Origin of the sequence: Enterococcus sp. DIV1283b, from assembly GCF_051710965.1 — a bacterium.
GTDB classification, from domain to species: Bacteria; Bacillota; Bacilli; order Lactobacillales; family Enterococcaceae; genus Enterococcus_B; species Enterococcus_B lactis.
Map to the genome: position 1 here is coordinate 694,079 of NZ_JBIOLR010000001.1, position 17,829 is coordinate 711,907.

At 37.9% G+C, this 17,829-nt stretch carries 22 protein-coding genes; 14 read left to right on the top strand and 8 right to left on the bottom strand.

Features of this window, described 5'->3' with window-relative positions; all coding sequences use genetic code 11:
* Positions 1-19: 19 nt before the first annotated feature.
* A complete protein-coding gene (locus tag IGJ53_RS03265) occupies positions 20-340 on the bottom strand; it encodes a DMT family transporter (protein ID WP_002308356.1) in 321 nt (106 codons plus the stop codon).
* A gap of 473 nt (positions 341-813) precedes the next feature.
* On the opposite strand from IGJ53_RS03265, the gene IGJ53_RS03270 reads away from it, so the two are divergent.
* Together IGJ53_RS03270 and IGJ53_RS03275 are read left to right on the top strand one after the other, a co-directional pair.
* Complete coding sequence (locus tag IGJ53_RS03270; protein ID WP_010732049.1) at positions 814-1,500, top strand: DUF969 domain-containing protein; 687 nt, start codon at positions 814-816, stop codon at positions 1,498-1,500.
* 1 nt (position 1,501) lies between these two features.
* On the top strand, positions 1,502-2,446 hold the full coding sequence (locus IGJ53_RS03275) for a DUF979 domain-containing protein (RefSeq protein WP_002287082.1): 945 nt from the start codon (positions 1,502-1,504) through the stop codon (positions 2,444-2,446).
* Positions 2,447-2,631: 185 nt separating this feature from the next.
* Here the strand turns inward: IGJ53_RS03275 and IGJ53_RS03280 are convergent, their stop codons facing one another.
* The 3 genes from IGJ53_RS03280 to IGJ53_RS03290 form a co-directional block, all read right to left on the bottom strand.
* The gene (locus IGJ53_RS03280) at positions 2,632-3,318 is read right to left on the bottom strand and encodes a putative bacteriocin export ABC transporter (protein ID WP_438749566.1); all 687 of its coding nucleotides are present in this window, start codon (positions 3,316-3,318) and stop codon (positions 2,632-2,634) included.
* Between the two features lie 7 nt (positions 3,319-3,325).
* Positions 3,326-5,371 carry a bacteriocin-associated protein gene (locus IGJ53_RS03285; RefSeq protein ID WP_259741798.1) on the bottom strand — a complete coding sequence of 682 codons (2,046 nt, stop codon included), beginning with the start codon at positions 5,369-5,371 and terminating at the stop codon, positions 3,326-3,328.
* Positions 5,372-5,456: 85 nt separating this feature from the next.
* A complete protein-coding gene (locus tag IGJ53_RS03290; RefSeq protein ID WP_010732052.1) occupies positions 5,457-5,858 on the bottom strand; it encodes a lactococcin 972 family bacteriocin in 402 nt (133 codons plus the stop codon).
* Between the two features lie 293 nt (positions 5,859-6,151).
* Here IGJ53_RS03290 and pcp point away from each other — a divergent pair, with 293 nt between their 5' ends.
* Entirely contained in the window at positions 6,152-6,796 is a 645-nt protein-coding gene (gene pcp, locus IGJ53_RS03295; RefSeq protein WP_010732053.1) for a pyroglutamyl-peptidase I, read from the top strand.
* Between the two features lie 78 nt (positions 6,797-6,874).
* Positions 6,875-8,152: a hypothetical protein gene (locus tag IGJ53_RS03300; RefSeq protein ID WP_010732054.1), complete on the top strand. Its 1,278-nt coding sequence runs from the start codon at positions 6,875-6,877 to the stop codon at positions 8,150-8,152.
* A gap of 43 nt (positions 8,153-8,195) precedes the next feature.
* Here the strand turns inward: IGJ53_RS03300 and pnuC are convergent, their stop codons facing one another.
* A complete protein-coding gene (gene pnuC, locus IGJ53_RS03305; protein ID WP_002299958.1) occupies positions 8,196-8,945 on the bottom strand; it encodes a nicotinamide riboside transporter PnuC in 750 nt (249 codons plus the stop codon).
* 330 nt (positions 8,946-9,275) lie between these two features.
* Here pnuC and gloA2 point away from each other — a divergent pair, with 330 nt between their 5' ends.
* From gloA2 to IGJ53_RS03325, 4 genes are all read left to right on the top strand, one after another.
* Entirely contained in the window at positions 9,276-9,656 is a 381-nt protein-coding gene (gene gloA2, locus IGJ53_RS03310) for an SMU1112c/YaeR family gloxylase I-like metalloprotein (RefSeq protein WP_002313429.1), read from the top strand.
* 95 nt (positions 9,657-9,751) lie between these two features.
* Positions 9,752-10,261: a hypothetical protein gene (locus IGJ53_RS03315; protein ID WP_002373973.1), complete on the top strand. Its 510-nt coding sequence runs from the start codon at positions 9,752-9,754 to the stop codon at positions 10,259-10,261.
* A gap of 76 nt (positions 10,262-10,337) precedes the next feature.
* Positions 10,338-10,517 (top strand): hypothetical protein, encoded by a 180-nt coding sequence (locus IGJ53_RS03320; protein WP_002308376.1) that lies wholly within the window; start codon positions 10,338-10,340, stop codon positions 10,515-10,517.
* Between the two features lie 54 nt (positions 10,518-10,571).
* Complete coding sequence (locus IGJ53_RS03325) at positions 10,572-11,138, top strand: GNAT family N-acetyltransferase (protein WP_002346106.1); 567 nt, start codon at positions 10,572-10,574, stop codon at positions 11,136-11,138.
* A gap of 479 nt (positions 11,139-11,617) precedes the next feature.
* Here the strand turns inward: IGJ53_RS03325 and IGJ53_RS03330 are convergent, their stop codons facing one another.
* Complete coding sequence (locus tag IGJ53_RS03330; protein ID WP_259741801.1) at positions 11,618-12,070, bottom strand: hypothetical protein; 453 nt, start codon at positions 12,068-12,070, stop codon at positions 11,618-11,620.
* A 181-nt stretch (positions 12,071-12,251) separates the two neighbouring features.
* Here IGJ53_RS03330 and IGJ53_RS03335 point away from each other — a divergent pair, with 181 nt between their 5' ends.
* Together IGJ53_RS03335 and IGJ53_RS03340 are read left to right on the top strand one after the other, a co-directional pair.
* A complete protein-coding gene (locus tag IGJ53_RS03335; protein ID WP_259741802.1) occupies positions 12,252-12,656 on the top strand; it encodes a hypothetical protein in 405 nt (134 codons plus the stop codon).
* The gene (locus IGJ53_RS03340) at positions 12,657-13,001 is read left to right on the top strand and encodes a hypothetical protein (RefSeq protein ID WP_002308382.1); all 345 of its coding nucleotides are present in this window, start codon (positions 12,657-12,659) and stop codon (positions 12,999-13,001) included.
* Positions 13,002-13,228: 227 nt separating this feature from the next.
* Here IGJ53_RS03340 and IGJ53_RS03345 read toward each other — a convergent pair whose 3' ends face one another.
* Both IGJ53_RS03345 and IGJ53_RS03350 read right to left on the bottom strand, forming a co-directional pair.
* Entirely contained in the window at positions 13,229-13,744 is a 516-nt protein-coding gene (locus IGJ53_RS03345; protein WP_002375323.1) for an LURP-one-related/scramblase family protein, read from the bottom strand.
* Positions 13,745-13,769: 25 nt separating this feature from the next.
* The gene (locus IGJ53_RS03350) at positions 13,770-14,639 is read right to left on the bottom strand and encodes a Cof-type HAD-IIB family hydrolase (RefSeq protein WP_002312156.1); all 870 of its coding nucleotides are present in this window, start codon (positions 14,637-14,639) and stop codon (positions 13,770-13,772) included.
* Between the two features lie 125 nt (positions 14,640-14,764).
* Between IGJ53_RS03350 and IGJ53_RS03355 the strand changes: the two genes are divergently transcribed.
* The 4 genes from IGJ53_RS03355 to IGJ53_RS03370 all read left to right on the top strand — a co-directional run bounded on the left by IGJ53_RS03355 (position 14,765) and on the right by IGJ53_RS03370 (position 17,693).
* A complete protein-coding gene (locus IGJ53_RS03355; RefSeq protein ID WP_002308387.1) occupies positions 14,765-15,445 on the top strand; it encodes a uracil-DNA glycosylase in 681 nt (226 codons plus the stop codon).
* Between the two features lie 152 nt (positions 15,446-15,597).
* Positions 15,598-16,578: a phosphate acetyltransferase gene (gene pta / locus IGJ53_RS03360; RefSeq protein ID WP_002312157.1), complete on the top strand. Its 981-nt coding sequence runs from the start codon at positions 15,598-15,600 to the stop codon at positions 16,576-16,578.
* 124 nt (positions 16,579-16,702) lie between these two features.
* Positions 16,703-17,176, top strand: a complete 474-nt coding sequence (tsaE, locus tag IGJ53_RS03365) for a tRNA (adenosine(37)-N6)-threonylcarbamoyltransferase complex ATPase subunit type 1 TsaE (RefSeq protein ID WP_002375318.1) — start codon at positions 16,703-16,705, stop codon at positions 17,174-17,176.
* Positions 17,169-17,693: a GNAT family N-acetyltransferase gene (locus IGJ53_RS03370; RefSeq protein ID WP_002375316.1), complete on the top strand. Its 525-nt coding sequence runs from the start codon at positions 17,169-17,171 to the stop codon at positions 17,691-17,693. Before tsaE ends, IGJ53_RS03370 begins: the two co-directional genes overlap by 8 nt.
* Positions 17,694-17,829 lie beyond the last annotated feature (136 nt).

Here is a 17,829-nt window from a genome sequence, read left to right on the forward strand (position 1 = left end):
TGTCTGCTTGTCTAAGTATCTAATGACCGCTAGTGATCTTGATGCCAATGATGCTGATGAGCAGCAACCCGACAAAGAACCAAGTGGAAAGATTTAGCTTATCATGAAACAAGACCACACCAATAATGACCGAACCAACTGCGCCAATCCCTGTCCAGATAGGATAAGAGAGACTCATCGGTAAACTTTTGATTGCCTTTGACAAAAAGTAAAAACTAGCAATCATGCCAATCACTGTGTAGAAAGAATAATTGACTTTGGAAAAACCATCACTCCATTTCATCATCGTTGACCAGAATACTTCCAAGATCCCTGCTATGATTAATTCCATCCATGCCATACTTACATTCCTCCTTAACTATAAAAAAATACACAAAAAGAGGAAAATCATCCCTTCAAAGACCTAATGGAATGATCATCCTCTTTATCCTACCCGGTGGCAGATCGTATATCTTTTTCTGTAGTATAGCACACCTATCCAGATATCGGCAATCTCATGCTTTTTAGTAAGGTGTATCAAGCATTGATGGATACATCATTAGCGGAAAAGAAAATAAATGCTTTTCAACAGCATAGAACTAATCTGTTATTTATAAATCATTTAAAAAAAACGGTAGCTGTTCCTTATTTTTATCTATTATCGAGCACTAGATTGAAAAAAGCTTTATCTTACAATAAGTAAGGTGAATTATATAATAAAAAAATAACGAAAAATATTTAAAAATAGTGTCTATTTCGTGAGAAAACAGCTATATTTTTTATGTGTTTTGCATTATAATTAAAAAAATATTGTCATTTTATGGAGGAAAATACATGGAAAATTATCTTAGCCTTTTAGGCGTATTGATCGTTATTCTCGGGTTCGCATTTAAATTAGACTCGATATTGATCGTAATGGTTGCTTTAGTTGTGACAGCTTTGACTGGCGGTCTTGGCATTCAAGGAATGTTAGAACTTTTAGGCACAAGTTTTGTGAACAATCGTGGGATGGCGATTTTCATCATCATTATGTTGGCGACAGGAACACTTGAAAGAAATGGTCTGAAAGAATCAGCGGCTTCCTTGATCAAGCGATTCAAGAAAGTATCTGCTGGCATGATCGTAGATATTTATGGAATCTTTCGAATGATCTTTGCGGCTTTTAACGTGAGTTTTGGTGGAGTTGCTGGATTTGTTCGACCAATCATTTTACCTATGGCATTGGGGACCATCGAATCAAAAGGGTTAGAAGTCCATCCGAAGCATGAAGAAGAACTAAAAGGGATGGCTTCAGCTATGGAAAATGTCTGCTGGTTCTTTGGACAAGTACTGTTCATCGGAGGAGCAGGGGCATTGCTAGTCCAATCCACATTGAAGGATCTAGGATATGACGTAACATTGGGACAGCTTGCTTTAGTGGAAGTTCCAGTGGCTATCACGGCTTTAGTCGTGGCAAGTGTCTACTTCTATCTTAAAGAAAAGAAGCTAGCGAAGAAATATTATTCAGAAAAGGGGCAATAAGATGGACTTTTTTACAAATCCTGATATTTTGTTAGGTGATAAATTATTGGAGATCCTTTATATCGTGATGGGACTTGTGTTGATTTACACTGGAGTAAGAAACTTAACAGATAAAACCAATCCTCATCGTTACGGCTCAGCCTTTTTCTGGACGGTTTTAGGGGTAGTTATTGCAGGAGGAAGATGGCTTCCGGCAATCGTGAACGGTGGTTTGATTTTTGCGATGACCATACCGGCGATTGCTAAGAAAGTCAGCAAAGGAGAAAGCCGGCTTCCATCAAAAGAATATATGGAAAAAATGTCAGACAAACTAGGAATGAAAATATTTATTCCAGCTTTGAGTATCGGTGTCTTTGCGATTTTGTTTGCTTTATTCACCAATTTAGGCGCTTTAGTCGGTGTGGGTGTCGGTGTTTTTGCGGCCATGCTGATCTTAATGTTCTTTTCTCGAGATAATCGCCCAAGCACATTTTTAGATGACGCAGCAGATATGCTGGGCACAGTAGGGCCATTAAGTATGTTGCCAATGCTTTTAGCTTCTCTTGGTGCGGTATTTACAAGTGCCGGAGTTGGAACAGTGATTTCCAATGCCGTAGGTACGATCGTTCCAGAAGGAAATGTGAACATCGGTATCATCATTTATGCTCTTGGCATGGTGATATTTACGGTAATCATGGGGAATGCATTTGCGGCTATCACCGTGATGACGGTTGGTATCGGTGCACCATTCGTATTTAGCCATGGAGCGAATCCAGCGTTAATAGGAATGGTCGCGTTGACTTGCGGTTTTTGTGGAACTTTGCTGACACCAATGGCTGCTAACTTCAATATCGTGCCTGTAGCGATGCTGGAAATGAAAGACAAATACGGCGTGATCAAAAACCAGTTGTTTATTGCGTTATTTATGCTGGTTTTCCAAATTGCTTATATGATTTTATTTAAGTAAAAGAGGCAAGAAGAGGTTGTGCCAAAAGTGGTCAGCTTCAAGAAATAAGAAGAAATTGACGAAAATGGCTTCTCAAATTTTTGTGGCATTTCGGCTTATTTTTCGAAGAAGCTACTTCTGGAACACCATTTATTCGGAAAAGGAGGTGTGACACTAGTCACACCCCCTTTTTGTTTCTCTAATACTCAGGTCAGAGCGCTGATTTCACAACCTCTTTTTTTAGTTTCCTGCCACGAATCTATCGAAAAAGAGCGTGGACTTTTTTCGATGATATAAGGATCATGGGTCACAACGATGACTGTTTTCCCTGCGCGATGCTGTTGGAATAACAGATCCAAGATATGGTTACGATTCTCGTTATCTAAAGAGCCAGTGGGTTCATCTGCTAGGATCAATTCTTTGTCTTCTAGCAGGAGTTTGGCAAAAGCTAGGCGTTGCTTTTCTCCGCCAGAAAGACGATAAACTTTTGTTTTCAATGGATAGTCTAAGGATACCTTGGCAAGAGCTTCTTGCTGCATCTTGATTTTTTCTCTTCGTCTGGTCTTTCGATAGATGAAGGGGATGTTCAAATTGTCCATGATCGTTTCATCTTCAATCAATCCATGATTTTGGAAAAGATAGGAGATTTTATTTCTCCGTAGTAAAAGAGCTGCTTTGCTGTTGATTTTCGGCGCATTTTTTCCAAAGAGAGAGACCGTTCCTTCATCAAATGAATCAATGAGTCCCAAAAGATTCAATAAGGTGGATTTTCCTGCACCGCTTTTTCCGTGGATCGTCCAAAATTCTCCTTGATCGATCGACAAGGAGACAGCATCCAGGACAAGTTTTTGTTTGTAGGTTTTCGTTACATGATCTAATTGGATGAGAGACATCAGACTATCATTCTCCTTTTAATATAGTTGCTTTTTCTTTTCTTTCCAAACGGTGCAAGGTGAAGAAAATCATCCCTATCTCTAAGATTGAAAAAAGAATCAGACTTTGGAGCCAAGCAAAAGGCGCATCCATGAAAGTCGTATATAAAACCAATGCACCATATTGTATGAAAAACGGCAAGAAAATCATACGATAAGTTTTGATCATGGAAATACCATTCAATCGCCAAATCGTATATTTCTGCTTTTTGATCTTCAAAGAAATCAGCACGAGATAAGCAATCATCGTAATCAAAAGATAAAGAGCGAAGAGAATTTCCAGGCTACGTTGTTTGATTCCGCCAAGACCTCTTTGTAAATCTACTTTTTTGATTTCTGAAAGCGGAGTGAGGACTGGGTAGTTGTCCAATAAATAATTTTCTTCCAGTACCTTTTTGATCGGTTCGAATGTTTTATCGATCGATTGAGTGATAGGAACTTTGACTGGGTCGAAATATCCACCACCAGTAATGATTTGTCGGAGGTTTCCCGCACTGTTGTTTCTTGTTTGGACTTCGATGACGTTCGGATAGTGAATGATCTCTTCATCTGGATGGAATGTATGGATTTCTTGTTTGGACCGGATGAGATAAAAATCAGCTTGTGATTCATCCAGAAAGTAGCCATGCAAGTAATGTTCTTTGATTTCTTGGAACTGGTTCTCCAATCTTTCCGGTACTAGAAAGACACGTTGTGTTTCCTCGGGAGAGATTGCTAGTTTTTGTCCAGTTACGCTGATGATCGGGTATTTTTGCAAATAATTGACATTTACACAAATTTTGCGGTTGATTTCTTTTTCTTCCATAAAGTAACTGACTGTACCAATCAGTAGCATCCCGTTTTCTTCTAGGTATTGATACAAGCGGTCTTGTTGGGCACTTAATACATTGTTTTCGATACTGATGACTTCATGGTTGTTTTTCCCTGAATAGGTATTATAAAATACTGCATACTCAGAAAATTCATCCGGATAGGTAGAAGGAAAAAGCGACAGATTGACCAGTTCTACAAGTGTAAGGACGCTTGCCAAGCACCAGACGAAGGCGATGGTCTTGAATAAATAAAGTGAAAAAATAAAGGTTCTGGCATACGATTTCCTATTTAGATTCTCCACAAAAGAAGTGGTACATAAGAAATAAACGACACATAGCAAACTAATGATAGATACGGTAAAAAAAGCGAATTGGTGGCTTATGTTCAAAAGGAAGATTGATGGATCAAAAATTAGCTGGACCAAACAACACGATCCGAACAGGAAAAGTAGATGTTTTATCAGTACTTTATATAAGATCGTCGCACAAGAGAGTCCGTTCAATCGTAGGATCGACAACTTTCTTGCATTGTCGAATAGCCATAGAGCGGTGAATAACAGAAAGAAGACCAGACTGATAACAATCAGGTTTCTCACAGGGCGTTGATCAAGCGACATGATAGTTTCTGGATGGTCGGTGTATTGAAAATCTTGAACCGTGAATGAAGGTTGGTAGAGTTCATTATACTTAGTCGTCAAGTTTTCGATGAACGCTGATACCTGCTCTGTATTTTGGCTCTCTACAAATTTCGTCGCTTCTTTAAAGGAAGGCAGCTCTATCAATGGATGATTGTTGAACGTAGCGTAATTGATTGTATAGTGTTGGGTTGAGAGGTGTTTTGCTGAAGGCTGATTCAACAGCGTTCTCAAATCAGGCTCATTGGAATAATAATCGATCACGACTAAATCAACACCTGCATCTAACTTTTCATTAGTAACTTTATACGTTCCGTTTGTTTCACGAAAAAGTACGTTCAACTGTTCTTCTTCTGCCGTTTCGAGCAAAATGGTCAGATTTCTCGTAAAATTTTGTCGATCGTCTTGGATCGTTCGAGGTAGATCGAACGATCGGTATTGTTCAGGAAGCGAATAGCTGTCGGCGATGATCCTTTCTTGTGTCATCTCTTGGACATAAAAGAAAATCATGAATGAAAGGATAGAAAAAAGGACAAATAAATTCAACCGAATAAGTTTATTGTTCATGAAATGTGATCCTTTACTGTTAAAATAAGTAGCAACTTTTTAATGATGTCTGATGAAAACATCAGTGTAGTTACTTAAAGATGGATTACCACCAGCCGTAATACGCTAAGCCTGTGTGTCTGCTATCACCTACTACAGTGGCATAGGCATACATGTTACGGTCAGCATAAGCGGTCCGTCTATTATTACCCACCACTGCTGTTGCATAGTGGAATTTATCATAATGATTGAAATTTGACCAAGCTTGTTTGGTTCCCCATGCTACTCTCGGCCAACTATGCGTCCCGTATGTCCAATGTCCGCGGTGGATATGGACAGATCCTCTGCTTTCTAAAGGGGCATCCGTTATGAGAGAGGGATCTGTCGTGCCAATCACTTTCCCGCTATCATCCAAAATGACTCCGCCTGATCGAGGCATTTGTTCGGTTATCCGTATTTCGTTTTTTGAGTCTGTGACTGTGTCAGCATGTACTTCTGCTTGCACCATGCTAGTGAGGGTACTTCCTAAAAGAAGTCCTATTTTGCAAACTAATGTTATTTTTTTATTTCTTACTTCCTTTCTTTAATAAATGGTATAGGTGATATTTTCATCAGACAATCTTTATTTTATAGTAAAATAATATGTTTTCAAAGTAGTGGAACACCATTTTTTTATAAGAATATATTAAGTTTGCTATGTTATGTTATTTAAACTCTTCTTTCCTTTATTTACGCTGTTCAAGGAAAATGGTAAGATAAAAGATAACCATATGTTAAATCAATCGGACGGAGGAACAACAGATGAAAGTACTAGTAACAGGTTTTGATCCATTTGGTGGGGACAAAGTGAATCCAGCCTATGAAGCAGTAAAGAAAATGCCAGATGAAATCAGCGGTGCTGAAATCATCAAAGTGGAAGTACCGACCGTATTCGAAAAAAGCAGTCAAGTAGTCAAAGAAGCCATCCAACAGTACCGACCAGATGTCGTGATCTGTGTCGGACAAGCAGGTGGACGGTCAGCAGTCTCGTTCGAACGTGTCGCAATCAATCTAGCAGAAGCAAGAATCCCTGATAATGAAGGAAATCAGCCGTTCGACACGGCTTTAGAAGAAAACGGTCCAGCCGCTTACTTTACTTCATTGCCAATCAAAGCAATGACAAAAAATGTACAAGATCATGGTCTACCAGCGTACATCTCTTATACAGCAGGAACATTTGTCTGCAACGATATCATGTATCGTTTGCTTCATTTGATCGAAACGCAATTCCCTGCAATTCGCGGTGGGTTCATCCACGTACCATTCTCACCAGATCAAGTGATCGATCGTCCAGTGGGTACACCTTCTATGTCTCTGGAAGACATTGCTTCTTCTTTGACTTATGCAGTTGAAGCAGCAGTAGAAAATAAAGAAGATATTTCTGGGAATGCCGGAACAACTCACTAATTTAGCAAGAAACACTGGCTGGTTGCTAACGTTATGTTAGTAGCCAGCTTTTTGTAATTAGAAAGGAAAGAAATAGCTGTGGAAGAATGGCAATCCGTCTTTGAAGAATGGTTTCCAAAAGAAATCAACAAAAGCTATCCTATTAAGATCTCTAAACAATACACAAGCAGTCAACGTTGGGAGATCTATGCAAAATTAACAAAAAAACAGCGGGAAGTAGTCGATAAGCACCGCCGATATCTAATCAGTTCTCGTTTTATGGAAGAACATTATTTGGCCGCAACAGATTGGGTGTTTTCTGACTTCAAGATCAATCCGTTTTTTCGAACAAAACGAAGCCAGCAAAAATTGTATTGCGAATGTGGGAGAGAATTAAAAGTGCAATATATCGTCAAATCGCCAAAAACCGGCAAGATCCTAAAGCTAGGTATCAACCACTTTGCCGATCACCTGCATGTTTCTCCGACAGTAGCAGCTTCGATCCATCAGGGAATGACAAAAGTCGATCTGGCCTTAGATGAATTATTATGGCTTAAGCAAAAGAATATCGATTTTCCTGAAGAACTATGGCAAAAATACTGTTTTGTCCTGTACCAAAATCGACGGATGAAACAGCCATATTTACCGGATATAAAATTAGCACAGCGTCTCGCAGAATTTCGCCAAGCGGAAATGCCGATTTACATAGCGGATTATCAAGCATTGGAAAATGAAATCAAGAAAATCAGTGAACACATCAATGGGCAGCCAAAAAAGCGACAGATAAAGAAAGAACTGTTTGACGACTTTGCAGAAGAATTAGTAAAGGATGTAGAAGAATTCTTGAACAACTATCGCACATTTTTACGTAAAGATTGGCAATCCATCGTTTATGAAGAAGTGCCAGCACATCCTAATGCTTATTTTGAAACGTTTATTTCCGCATTGAGAAAGACAAAACGTCAGCGAACACCAGAAGTCATTGCTCAGATGGAATATTTTGCGAAAAAACAACGGTTCATCCAACCAAAAATCTATCTATTTATTTGGAAGCAATATTGTCGCTATGGTTTTACGGAAGGATTCTTCGACAGCATTCCTCGGATAGTCAGAAATGGTTTTTTAAAAGTATTGCGTAAAGAACGAGAAGCCGTACAATCTGCTGATAAGAAAGGGCACACCGTCTCAAAAGAAAAATGGCAGCTAGTGGTGAAGGAGATCCATTCTGGGAATGTACAAGAGACGATCGACAAATGGAAAGGGAAACATTATCGTTTTACTGAAGCGCAAAAACAAGCGTTAGAATATTATCAGAAGTTAGAAGAATCACTGCGTTTCAATGATGAGGCAAGAAAGTATCTGAAGGAATTACTATAAAAAATAGGCTTTCTCTCTATTTTTAGAGAGAAAGCCAGCTTTTTTATGCGTGTTGTTGTGCGTTGTAGTATTCTTCTTCCATTTTTTGCATACGTTCACGTTCTTTTTGGTTATACCAAGGAGAAACGGTAAATGCAAGGACATCATTCAGCAAGTAAACAGAGCTGTTCACGAACATTGCCAAACTTGCAGATCCATGCGTAAATGAAATGTACCAAAGGACCATTTGTGCAAGCCCTGAAGCTAACCACCAGTAATATTGGTTATTGTAACGCAAGAAACTGATGATACCAGCAGTCAAGCTAATGGAAAAAGCAATGGCATCAACCCATGGGCGAGGATCATCTGTATAACGACCAATCAGGAATCCTGAAACAAGATAGACAAGGAAAGTACTGATGATTGCGATAAACCAGCTTTTTCCAGTGAATTTTCGGATTTTTGAAGCCATATTATGATTCCATTCTTTGCTTAACAATACGGGGATATCCAATGTGATCATATAAGCGATCTGTTCACCGATACTTAAATAGTTCTTTGCTGAAAATCCAACGATAATAAAACAAATCGCAGACAAAATACCTAAAATACCGTTGACTGATTTTGCCGCATTGATGGATAAAATACACAATACACCAAGCGTGGTACCGATAAATGTGATAACGGCCAGCCAAGTGATGGGACTATTGACAAGAGTCATGACCTGACAGCCAAGACTGAAAAAGAAAAGATAATAATTTTGTTGCGGCCAGCCTTTTAGCTGATGAGCTAAAAACTGAAAATATGACTTCATGTATGAGGACTCCTTAAGACACTAAATGTAGTGTGTTCTGTATTTACTAACACAATCTATTGTATGCTTTTCTTGAAAAAAAACTAGTCTTTCAATTATAAATAATTTGTGTTATGATAATTTTCTGTTTGTTTTCTTGAAAATATAATTTCTTACTTTCATTTATTATATTGGGAACAGGAAGAGTGTCTTGGAGGACCTACTTTCTGTTTTTTTTTTTGCCTTTTTTTATAAAAAGAAAAAACAGCTATTTTTTTCAAGCTGACACATTTACAATGGAACTGGAGAATAATGTAGATACGAATTTAAACAAAGAATAGGAGTGCTCATATGAACCTTACAACGATCCATCATGTAGCCATCATTGTTTCAGATTATCAGAAATCACGTGATTTTTATGTTAATAAATTAGGATTTGAAGTAATCAGAGAAAACTACCGCAAAGAACGAGATGACTATAAATTAGATCTGAAACTAGGAAGTGCCGAATTGGAGATTTTTGGAATTGCCAATGCGCCACAACGACCAAACTATCCAGAAGCTTGTGGCTTGCGTCATCTTGCTTTCAAAGTAGACGATATCGAAGAAACAATTGCAGAATTGCATTCCCTAGGGATCGAATCTGAACCGGTAAGAGAAGATACGTTTACAGGTAAAAAAATGACGTTTTTCTTTGATCCAGACGGGTTGCCGTTAGAACTACACGAATAAAGATAACAAAATTGTCACTTTTTTTTCGTTTCATTCGATTTTTCGTTCGTTCATTTCTTGATATTCTTTTAAAAAAAGAAACAGGAGAATGAAGAATGAAAAAAATGATGTTTGGTGCTGCTGCCCTCATCGTAATATTGATTACCGGTATGACAGGATTGCTCAGCGCCGCTTTTCACTTGGATGATATTAGTGATCAAGAATATCGGATCTCATTGAACGAAGCAGCAGCAATCGCTAAAAAAGAAATAAAAAAACACAATATATCTTCTATCCATTTTGCAGTGGAAAAAGAATTGGATAATCCTACGAATGCAACATATGAATACCAGTTTTTTTGTGAAGGACAAGTCATAGCAGTCAATCCGTCCACTGGGAAAGCAACTGTAAGGAATCATACAGAAAAAACAGCAGAACCTCTATTTGATATAGAAAAAACGGAAGAGTTCAAGCAACCGCAAGTAGCGATGAAAGAAGCAGTCAGCTACTACGGGAAAAAAGCAAAAGTGAAAGAGTGGGCGATTGTAGTTAAAGATGAACGTCCGTATTATCAAGTCCAATTAATTGATGGAAAACAGACTCAACAGGTATGGATATCTGCATAGAAAAAGGCTATCGCTTCTCTTTTTTTCAATATAAGAGTAAGCTAAGAGGGTAAAGATGAAAGGAAGTTGAGATAACATGGAAAAAATGAAATGTCCTAATTGCGGGAAAAAATTTGCATACGAAGAAGTCAATAATGTAGTCGAACATAATGATAAAGAAATGCCAATCGTCTGCCCTTATTGCCGAACTGAAGCGGCAAGAATCGTTACTCATGGTTATTTCATTACTGAAAAGATAGAAGATTTTTTAAAATAACGATTTTGCGATTTCTTTTTCTGCATGTTAGAATGGAGAAAAGGAGAGGAAACTATGATTCGTTTTGCGAGAAAAGAAGATGCTCCAGAAATCGCCCCATTGATCTTAGTAATTCTAAAAGACATGGAATTGCCATTTTTGAAGCAGACAGGGGAACAAAAGACTTTAGAGATTTTAGAAGAAGCAATCACTGATCCTAATTATCGCTACAGTTATTCACGAGGTATCGTAGAAGAAATAGACGGTAAAGTTGCAGGAGTTGCTTACGGTTATACAGATGAAGAAGAAGCAATCATCGATCAGCCACTAGTACCTATCTTAGAAAAATATCAGTTAGATGCGTCTACACGTTTGTTCATTGATAAAGAAACGTTTCCCAATGAATGGTATTTGGACTCTATCAGTGTATCAGAAGATTTTAGAGGGCAAGGCATCGGTTCACGATTATTAGAAGCATTACCTAAATTGGCGAAGAAAGCGAATCGCTCCGTCATCGGACTAAGTGTGGATGAAAAAAATCCAAAGGCTAAAAAATTATACGAACGCCATGGCTTCAAAGTGGTCGGTCAGCGGATGATCAGTGGTCATCTTTATGATCATATGCAAAAGAAATTAAATTGATTTAAATGGTCAAATAGTAAAAAAGTAATAATAGTGTAAAGAAGAATAATTGTTACTAAAAATTGAAATGGTTTTAATAAGGTTGTGATAGAAGTGGTCAGCTTCAAGAAATAAGAAGGAATTTACGAAAATTGCTTCTCAAATTTTTGTAAAATTTCGGCTTATTTCCGAAGAAGCTACTTCTGGAACACCGTGAATCAGAGGTTGTGAAAAAGTCGCTTAGTTTCGAGTATTAAGAAAAAATTTTGTGAAAATGGCTTTCTACATTTTTGCATAAATTTGGCTTAATACCGAGAAACTGGCTTTTGAACACCGTTTATCAAGAGGTTGTGAAATCAGCGTTTTGACCTGAGTAGTAGAGAAGCAAACGGAAAAATAGTTCCTCCTATTTTGCCGTTGGTTGAGCTAATACCGAGGGTCAGCTGATTGAACGCCGTTTATTCGAAATAAAGGACTGTGACACGATTTTTGTCACAGTCCTATTTGCTATCCGTTGTAAAATTGTATTCGACTCCGAATGAATCTTTTAGCCTTGCTTGATTGTCAGCTACCCATGTAAACTCCTTTTTGTAATCTTTTCCGATTAGATAAGTTTTTTTATTATCAGAATCGATTTCCACTCTTCCATTTTTGACTTTCCTGTTGAAACTTTGCAGTAATTCTGGATTTTCAGTAGAAATAGTTTCGGAAGGAAAGTCTTCTTTAATCATTTCAGCCAGTAACAGTCGATCGGTTTCGCTTAACAATTTTGTTGGAGAGGTATTTAAATTTATATTTTGTTTAAATTCTTTACTGATTTCTAAATACCCATTATCTAAAATATAAGTTCCTCTAGTTTGTAAGGTTCCATTAGCTGTAATTTGTTCTATTGTGACATAAGTTATTTTATTGTAATTTGAATTGCAACCGTTGATTATGAATAATAATAACAAGTGTGATGTATAAATAGTTCTTTTTAATAACTTTTTTTCATATGACCCTCTCCTTGAATCTCTATTTTTCTAATATTTTACCATATTTATAAAATAATGGGTAATATAATTGGAGTTTTGTTTGATATGCATAAAAATTCAATGTATAATGAGAGTGTAAAAATAGAAATGGAGGTTTTTTATGATTAAAAATGTTTTTTTATCTTGCTATTTTTTACTGTCCGTTGCTGTTTTTTTATTAAGTAATAACGGTGTCCATGCTGAAGCAAAAGATTTTAGCTATGGTGAGGATGCTCCTTCTCACATTGTAGAAACTACTATTTTTGATTTCGATCAAATGAAGTTTATCACTATTTCTCCGCAAGCTATATTGACACGTTATTGGACAAGTGGATGGACAACGACTGGAAATCCTGCTCCAGCTGTTGCATTCTTCCAATCTGGAGCCTATCGAGGTTGGCTTGGAAAATATAGGGAAATGCCTGTTTCAAATGGAACTCGAGGATATTATGAGGGATATTTTTATCACCATTCCTTACCTTTACCGATTCCTTCAAAAATAAATTTCAGGGAAGGAGATATATAAGTGAAAAAATTTAAGAACTTATTTATTTTAACAATGGTTATATGGGGATTAACCGCTTTTTCACAAAAAATCCATGCCGATACAAATGATTTAAGTGCTGAGCAAGTAATGAGTACTATCAATAGCAGAGGTAGTAAAGTTATCTACCATACAAGACGATCGGCTACTTTAAGCGGTCTAACAAATACAATTATATATAATGATGGTATTTATTGTGGGCAATTATATTTACAAAGTTGGTCTTACGACAAAGATTTTGCTACAGGAAGATTCTGGTATGTAGGGATATACAGAGGGACGGTCAGATCGAATGGAGGATGTCCTATCGGTCGATTAAAGTTTTAATATGTGATAGGAGAATATAGATGGATGAAATAGCACTTTTTTAGTTCATCAAGAGTGTTTGAATACCTCTGCTTCGTGGGGAATTTTGGTATTTTCTATTATTGATAAGAAATATTGGGAGTCGTTACTAGATCAAGTAACGACTCCCAATATCGTAGATTCTTCATTTTGACTTAGATTTTGAGTTTGTTTATTGTTAGCTTGCTTTCATGCTACTTTTATTTTTTCTAATTCACATCAAATCGATAGGATAAAGGCTTTTCTTTGTTTTTATTCTTTCGGTAAAGCCAGTAATCTAAAACCGCAGCAATACAAATACAAACAGGAGCATCTTCATCATTTGAGATATCCAGTACATAGTAATCTCCTGAAAAAAGCGTAGCTTTATCCATCTTCATGATTTGTTGATTGAAATGATGGATTTGATATTGATGATTATAGATATCACCTTGGACTGTCCAGTGAAGCCTACGAATATAATAAAAATCACCGGGCCAATTGAATATTTTCTGCATGGTTCCCACTTTTTCGAACTCCTTATACAGCTCAAAACGTGTACCGAATGTCAGGCTTATTTGCTTGATGTGGGCAACAAGATCGCCATTCATGGCATAAAGAGACAACGCATCGCCCTTTGTTCCCCAGCGACCAACCATCAAAAACAGGGAATGCCCTTTTTCGTTTTTGACGATTGTCCGAGTTGCACGTCCAAGCTGTTTTTCCTGAATGAAAAATTCTGACATCTATATCCCTCTTTTCTAGATAAAACTATAAGTCTTCTGCAATCGCGCGCAATATGGCTTTTCCTACGCCAGATTCAAGGTTCGTGTCCGTTGTATATTTGGCATAATCTTTTACTTCGATTTCTGCATTTCCCATTGCAAAACTGACTCCTGCCACTTGCAGCATGCTGACATCATTGAAATTATCACCAATCGTCATGACTTCTTCTAAAGAAATGCCACGCTCATGTGCGACATGGGCAACGGCAATCCCTTTTTGAGCGTTTTTATGGTTCACTTCAATATTGTTTTGACCAGAAGAAGTGACAGCTAAATCACCTAAAAGAGAAATCTGCTTACCAACTGGTCCTAACACCGCAGGTCCTTCTGTATGAAAACAGATAATTTTCAAGACTTCCAGATTCTTTTCTTCTAAAATGGTACGAATACTGTCTACATATGTGATGTGCAATAACTCCAGCTTAGCTGAGGCCATGGCAATCGCCATTTTATACGTAAGGTGAGGTAAATGGGTAGCAACCATGGAAGCAAAGCTTTCGATCCGCTTCGCTTGATTTTCAGAATAAAGACCATCGTTGGTTGCTACTTCATAGTAAATACCGTTAGCGTCTAAAATATCCAAAACAGAGGTTGCTTGATTATTTGGGATGGATACGGTAAACAAGGAATTTCCTTCTTTATCAAATACTTGTGCCCCGTTCAAAGTGATCATCGCACAATCGATTCCTACTTCATCCAAAGCGGCGCGAGCTTCTTGATAGTTTCGTCCAGTAGCGACCATGAACTCAACGCCGGCATCGTTTGCAAAACGTATCGCTTCGGCATTTTCAGGAGAAACACTCATATGGGCATCTAATAATGTACCATCCATATCTGATGCAATTAATTTGATCATAATGATTATCGTTCCTTTCTGCTTCTTGTTCCTAGTTTACCATATTAATCAAGTGCTGAGGGGGAAGATTGTCCCTTGTGATTGAAGAAAATGTGAGTTATTCTTTTTATTAGGAGGTGGAGGTTTTGAAAGAAATCATTCATAACAGTTGGCAAGAAGTTTTGTCCTCAGAATTTTCAAAAGATTATTATCTGCATCTAAGAGAATTTTTAAAGAAAGAATATGCGACCCAAAAGATCCATCCAGATATGTATCATATCTATGAAGCGTTGGAATTGACTCCTTATGAAGAAGTCAAAGTAGTGATCTTAGGACAAGATCCTTATCATGGAGAAAACCAAGCTCATGGATTATCTTTTTCTGTGCAGCCCGGCGTGAAGATCCCGCCATCTTTAAGAAATATCTACAAAGAGCTTCATGATGATCTTGGTATCGTACCTGTTCAACATGGAAACCTAGTATCATGGGCTAAACAGGGAGTCCTCTTACTCAACACTGTTCTTACTGTTCGGGAAGGGCAAGCTTATTCACATCGCGGGAAAGGTTGGGAAAGATTAACAGACACGATCATTGAAAAATTAAATGAACGAGAAAAACCAATCGTGTTTATCTTGTGGGGAAAACCGGCGCAAGAAAAAATCAAAATGATCGATAAGAGCCGTCATATCATCATTACATCTCCACATCCCAGTCCGCTATCTGCAAGCCGTGGCTTTTTTGGTTCCAAACCCTTCTCGAAAACGAATGATGCACTCCTTGCGTTAGGAGAAGAACCGATTGATTGGCAGCTGCCTGAAACAGTGTAATAAAACAGCGCTTTCCTGTTATAGCGCAGTTTGCCATGTATGTGAAAAACTTCATTTTTCCGGCATTTTTGACTGATACAGATAAAATAAACTGTTCTTTTTTTATGGAATAGTGTATGATAATACATATAAAAACGTCTGGAGGTCATCTTGTGGAATTGTTTGATAGTTTAAGATTTAAGATTGTTCGCCGTGGGATCAAAATCGTTTTCCCGGAAGCTACTGATGCTCGAATTTTAGGTGCAGCTGCCCGGTTGAAAGCAGAAGAACTGGTGGAACCCATTTTAGTAGGAAACGAAGAAGAAATAAGAAATGCAGCACATGCCAGAGGAATCAAAACATCTAGCTTTACGATCATTAGTCCTGATACTTATGATAAGTGGGATGAAATGGTAGATGCTTTTGTCGAACGTAGAAATGGAAAGGCATCCAAAGAACAAGCAGAAAAGATTTTAAAAGATGTAAATTACTTTGGCACGATGCTTACGTATATGGGTGTTGCAGACGGCATGGTCTCTGGAGCAATCCATTCGACTGGTGACACTGTTCGTCCAGCACTTCAAATCATCAAAACAAAACCTGGTGTCAGTCGGACAAGTGGTGCGATGATCATGGTACGTGGAAGAGACCAAGAAAAATACGTCTTTTCTGATTGTGCGATCAATGTGAATCCAACTGCACAAGAATTGGCGGAAATCGCTGTAGATTCTGCAAAAACAGCTGAACTGTTCGATATCGAACCAAAAGTGGCGATGATGAGCTTCTCGACAAAAGGTTCAGCGAAATCGCCAGAAGTAGACAAAGTAGTTGAAGCCACTAAAATCGCTAAAAAACTAGCACCGCAATATTTGATCGACGGCGAATTGCAATTTGATGCTTCTTATGTTCCTTCAGTTGCACAACTAAAAGCGCCAGATTCAGAAGTAGCTGGTCAAGCAACAGTCTTTGTATTTCCAGAATTACAATCAGGAAATATTGGCTATAAAATTGCTCAACGTTTCGGTAACTTTGAAGCAATCGGACCAATCTTGCAAGGTTTGAACAAGCCGGTTTCTGACTTGTCTCGTGGAGCAAATGAAGAAGACGTATATAAATTATCGATTATCACAGCAGCACAAACATTGATTGATTAACAAATACACACGGACTAGTCCAAAAACGGCAGCTGCTGTTCTTGACTAGTTCGTTTTTTTCTTTAAAAAAACTTCATTACGCGATATACTGGCAAAAAGAAAGAAGAGCGGGAGAAGATGAAAAATGATCGAACTATCAGGATTAACAATGACAGAACAATTTGCAGAGGCAATTGGTCATTCCGCCATGCCAGGTGATAATCTGATATTGACTGGTGATCTAGGTGCGGGTAAAACAACATTGACGAAAGGTATCGCCCAAGGACTGGGAATAACGCAAATGATCAAAAGTCCGACATACACGATTATTAGAGAATATAATCAAGGCAGGATTCCGTTGTATCACATGGATATTTATCGGGTAGCAACTAGCGGAGCTGACTTAGGGTTAGATGAATATTTTGAAGGAGATGGGCTTTCCGTTGTCGAATGGGGAAATCTATTAGAAGAAGCACTGCCAGAAGATTATTTGGAACTGATTTTAGAAAAAAGTGATACAGATTTAGAAAAGCGTTATGTGAAATTAGTCTCATATGGTGAACAAAGTGAAACATTCAAACAGCGAATCTTAGAAAAATGGGTTGAAAACCATGAGTGAAGAAATTGGAATCATCTTGCGGGAAGCAGTGCCAAAAGATGCAAAAGATATTCTTTCGATGATGGAACAAGTCAATAGCGAGACAGAATTTTTAGCTTTAGATGAAGCAGAACTTCTTTTACCCCCAGAAACTTTAGCAGAAGAGTTGGGTTATATGTACGAAAGCAACAATAATTTATTGCTGCTTGCTATCAATGAGGGGACGATTGTTGGAACAGCATCAGTCAAAGCAGACAGTCAATTTCGTTTATCTCACGTGGGAGAAGTCGGTATCAGTATCCTGCAGGAATATTGGGGAATGGGACTAGGTACTCTTATGTTAGAAGAAATCATCAATTGGGCGAAGGAAATGGGTGTACTTTTTCGATTGGAGCTGGATGTTCAAGTTCGTAATGAAAGAGCCGTACACCTTTACCAGAAAATGGGTTTCCAAATCGAAGCGGTCATGCCTAGAGGGGCAAGAACAGATTTAGGTGAATTTTTAGATGTATATAAAATGAGTTATTTGATTGAATAGAAAAAATAAGAAAAGAGTTAAGAAACTGTCAACCTTTTTCTGCCAACTCCTCGGTCACAAGTCACAACATTCAACAAACATGAGAAGCTGTTTTTTGAAATTGCTCCTTGTGACTCGGAGCTGAACGGAAGGCTCA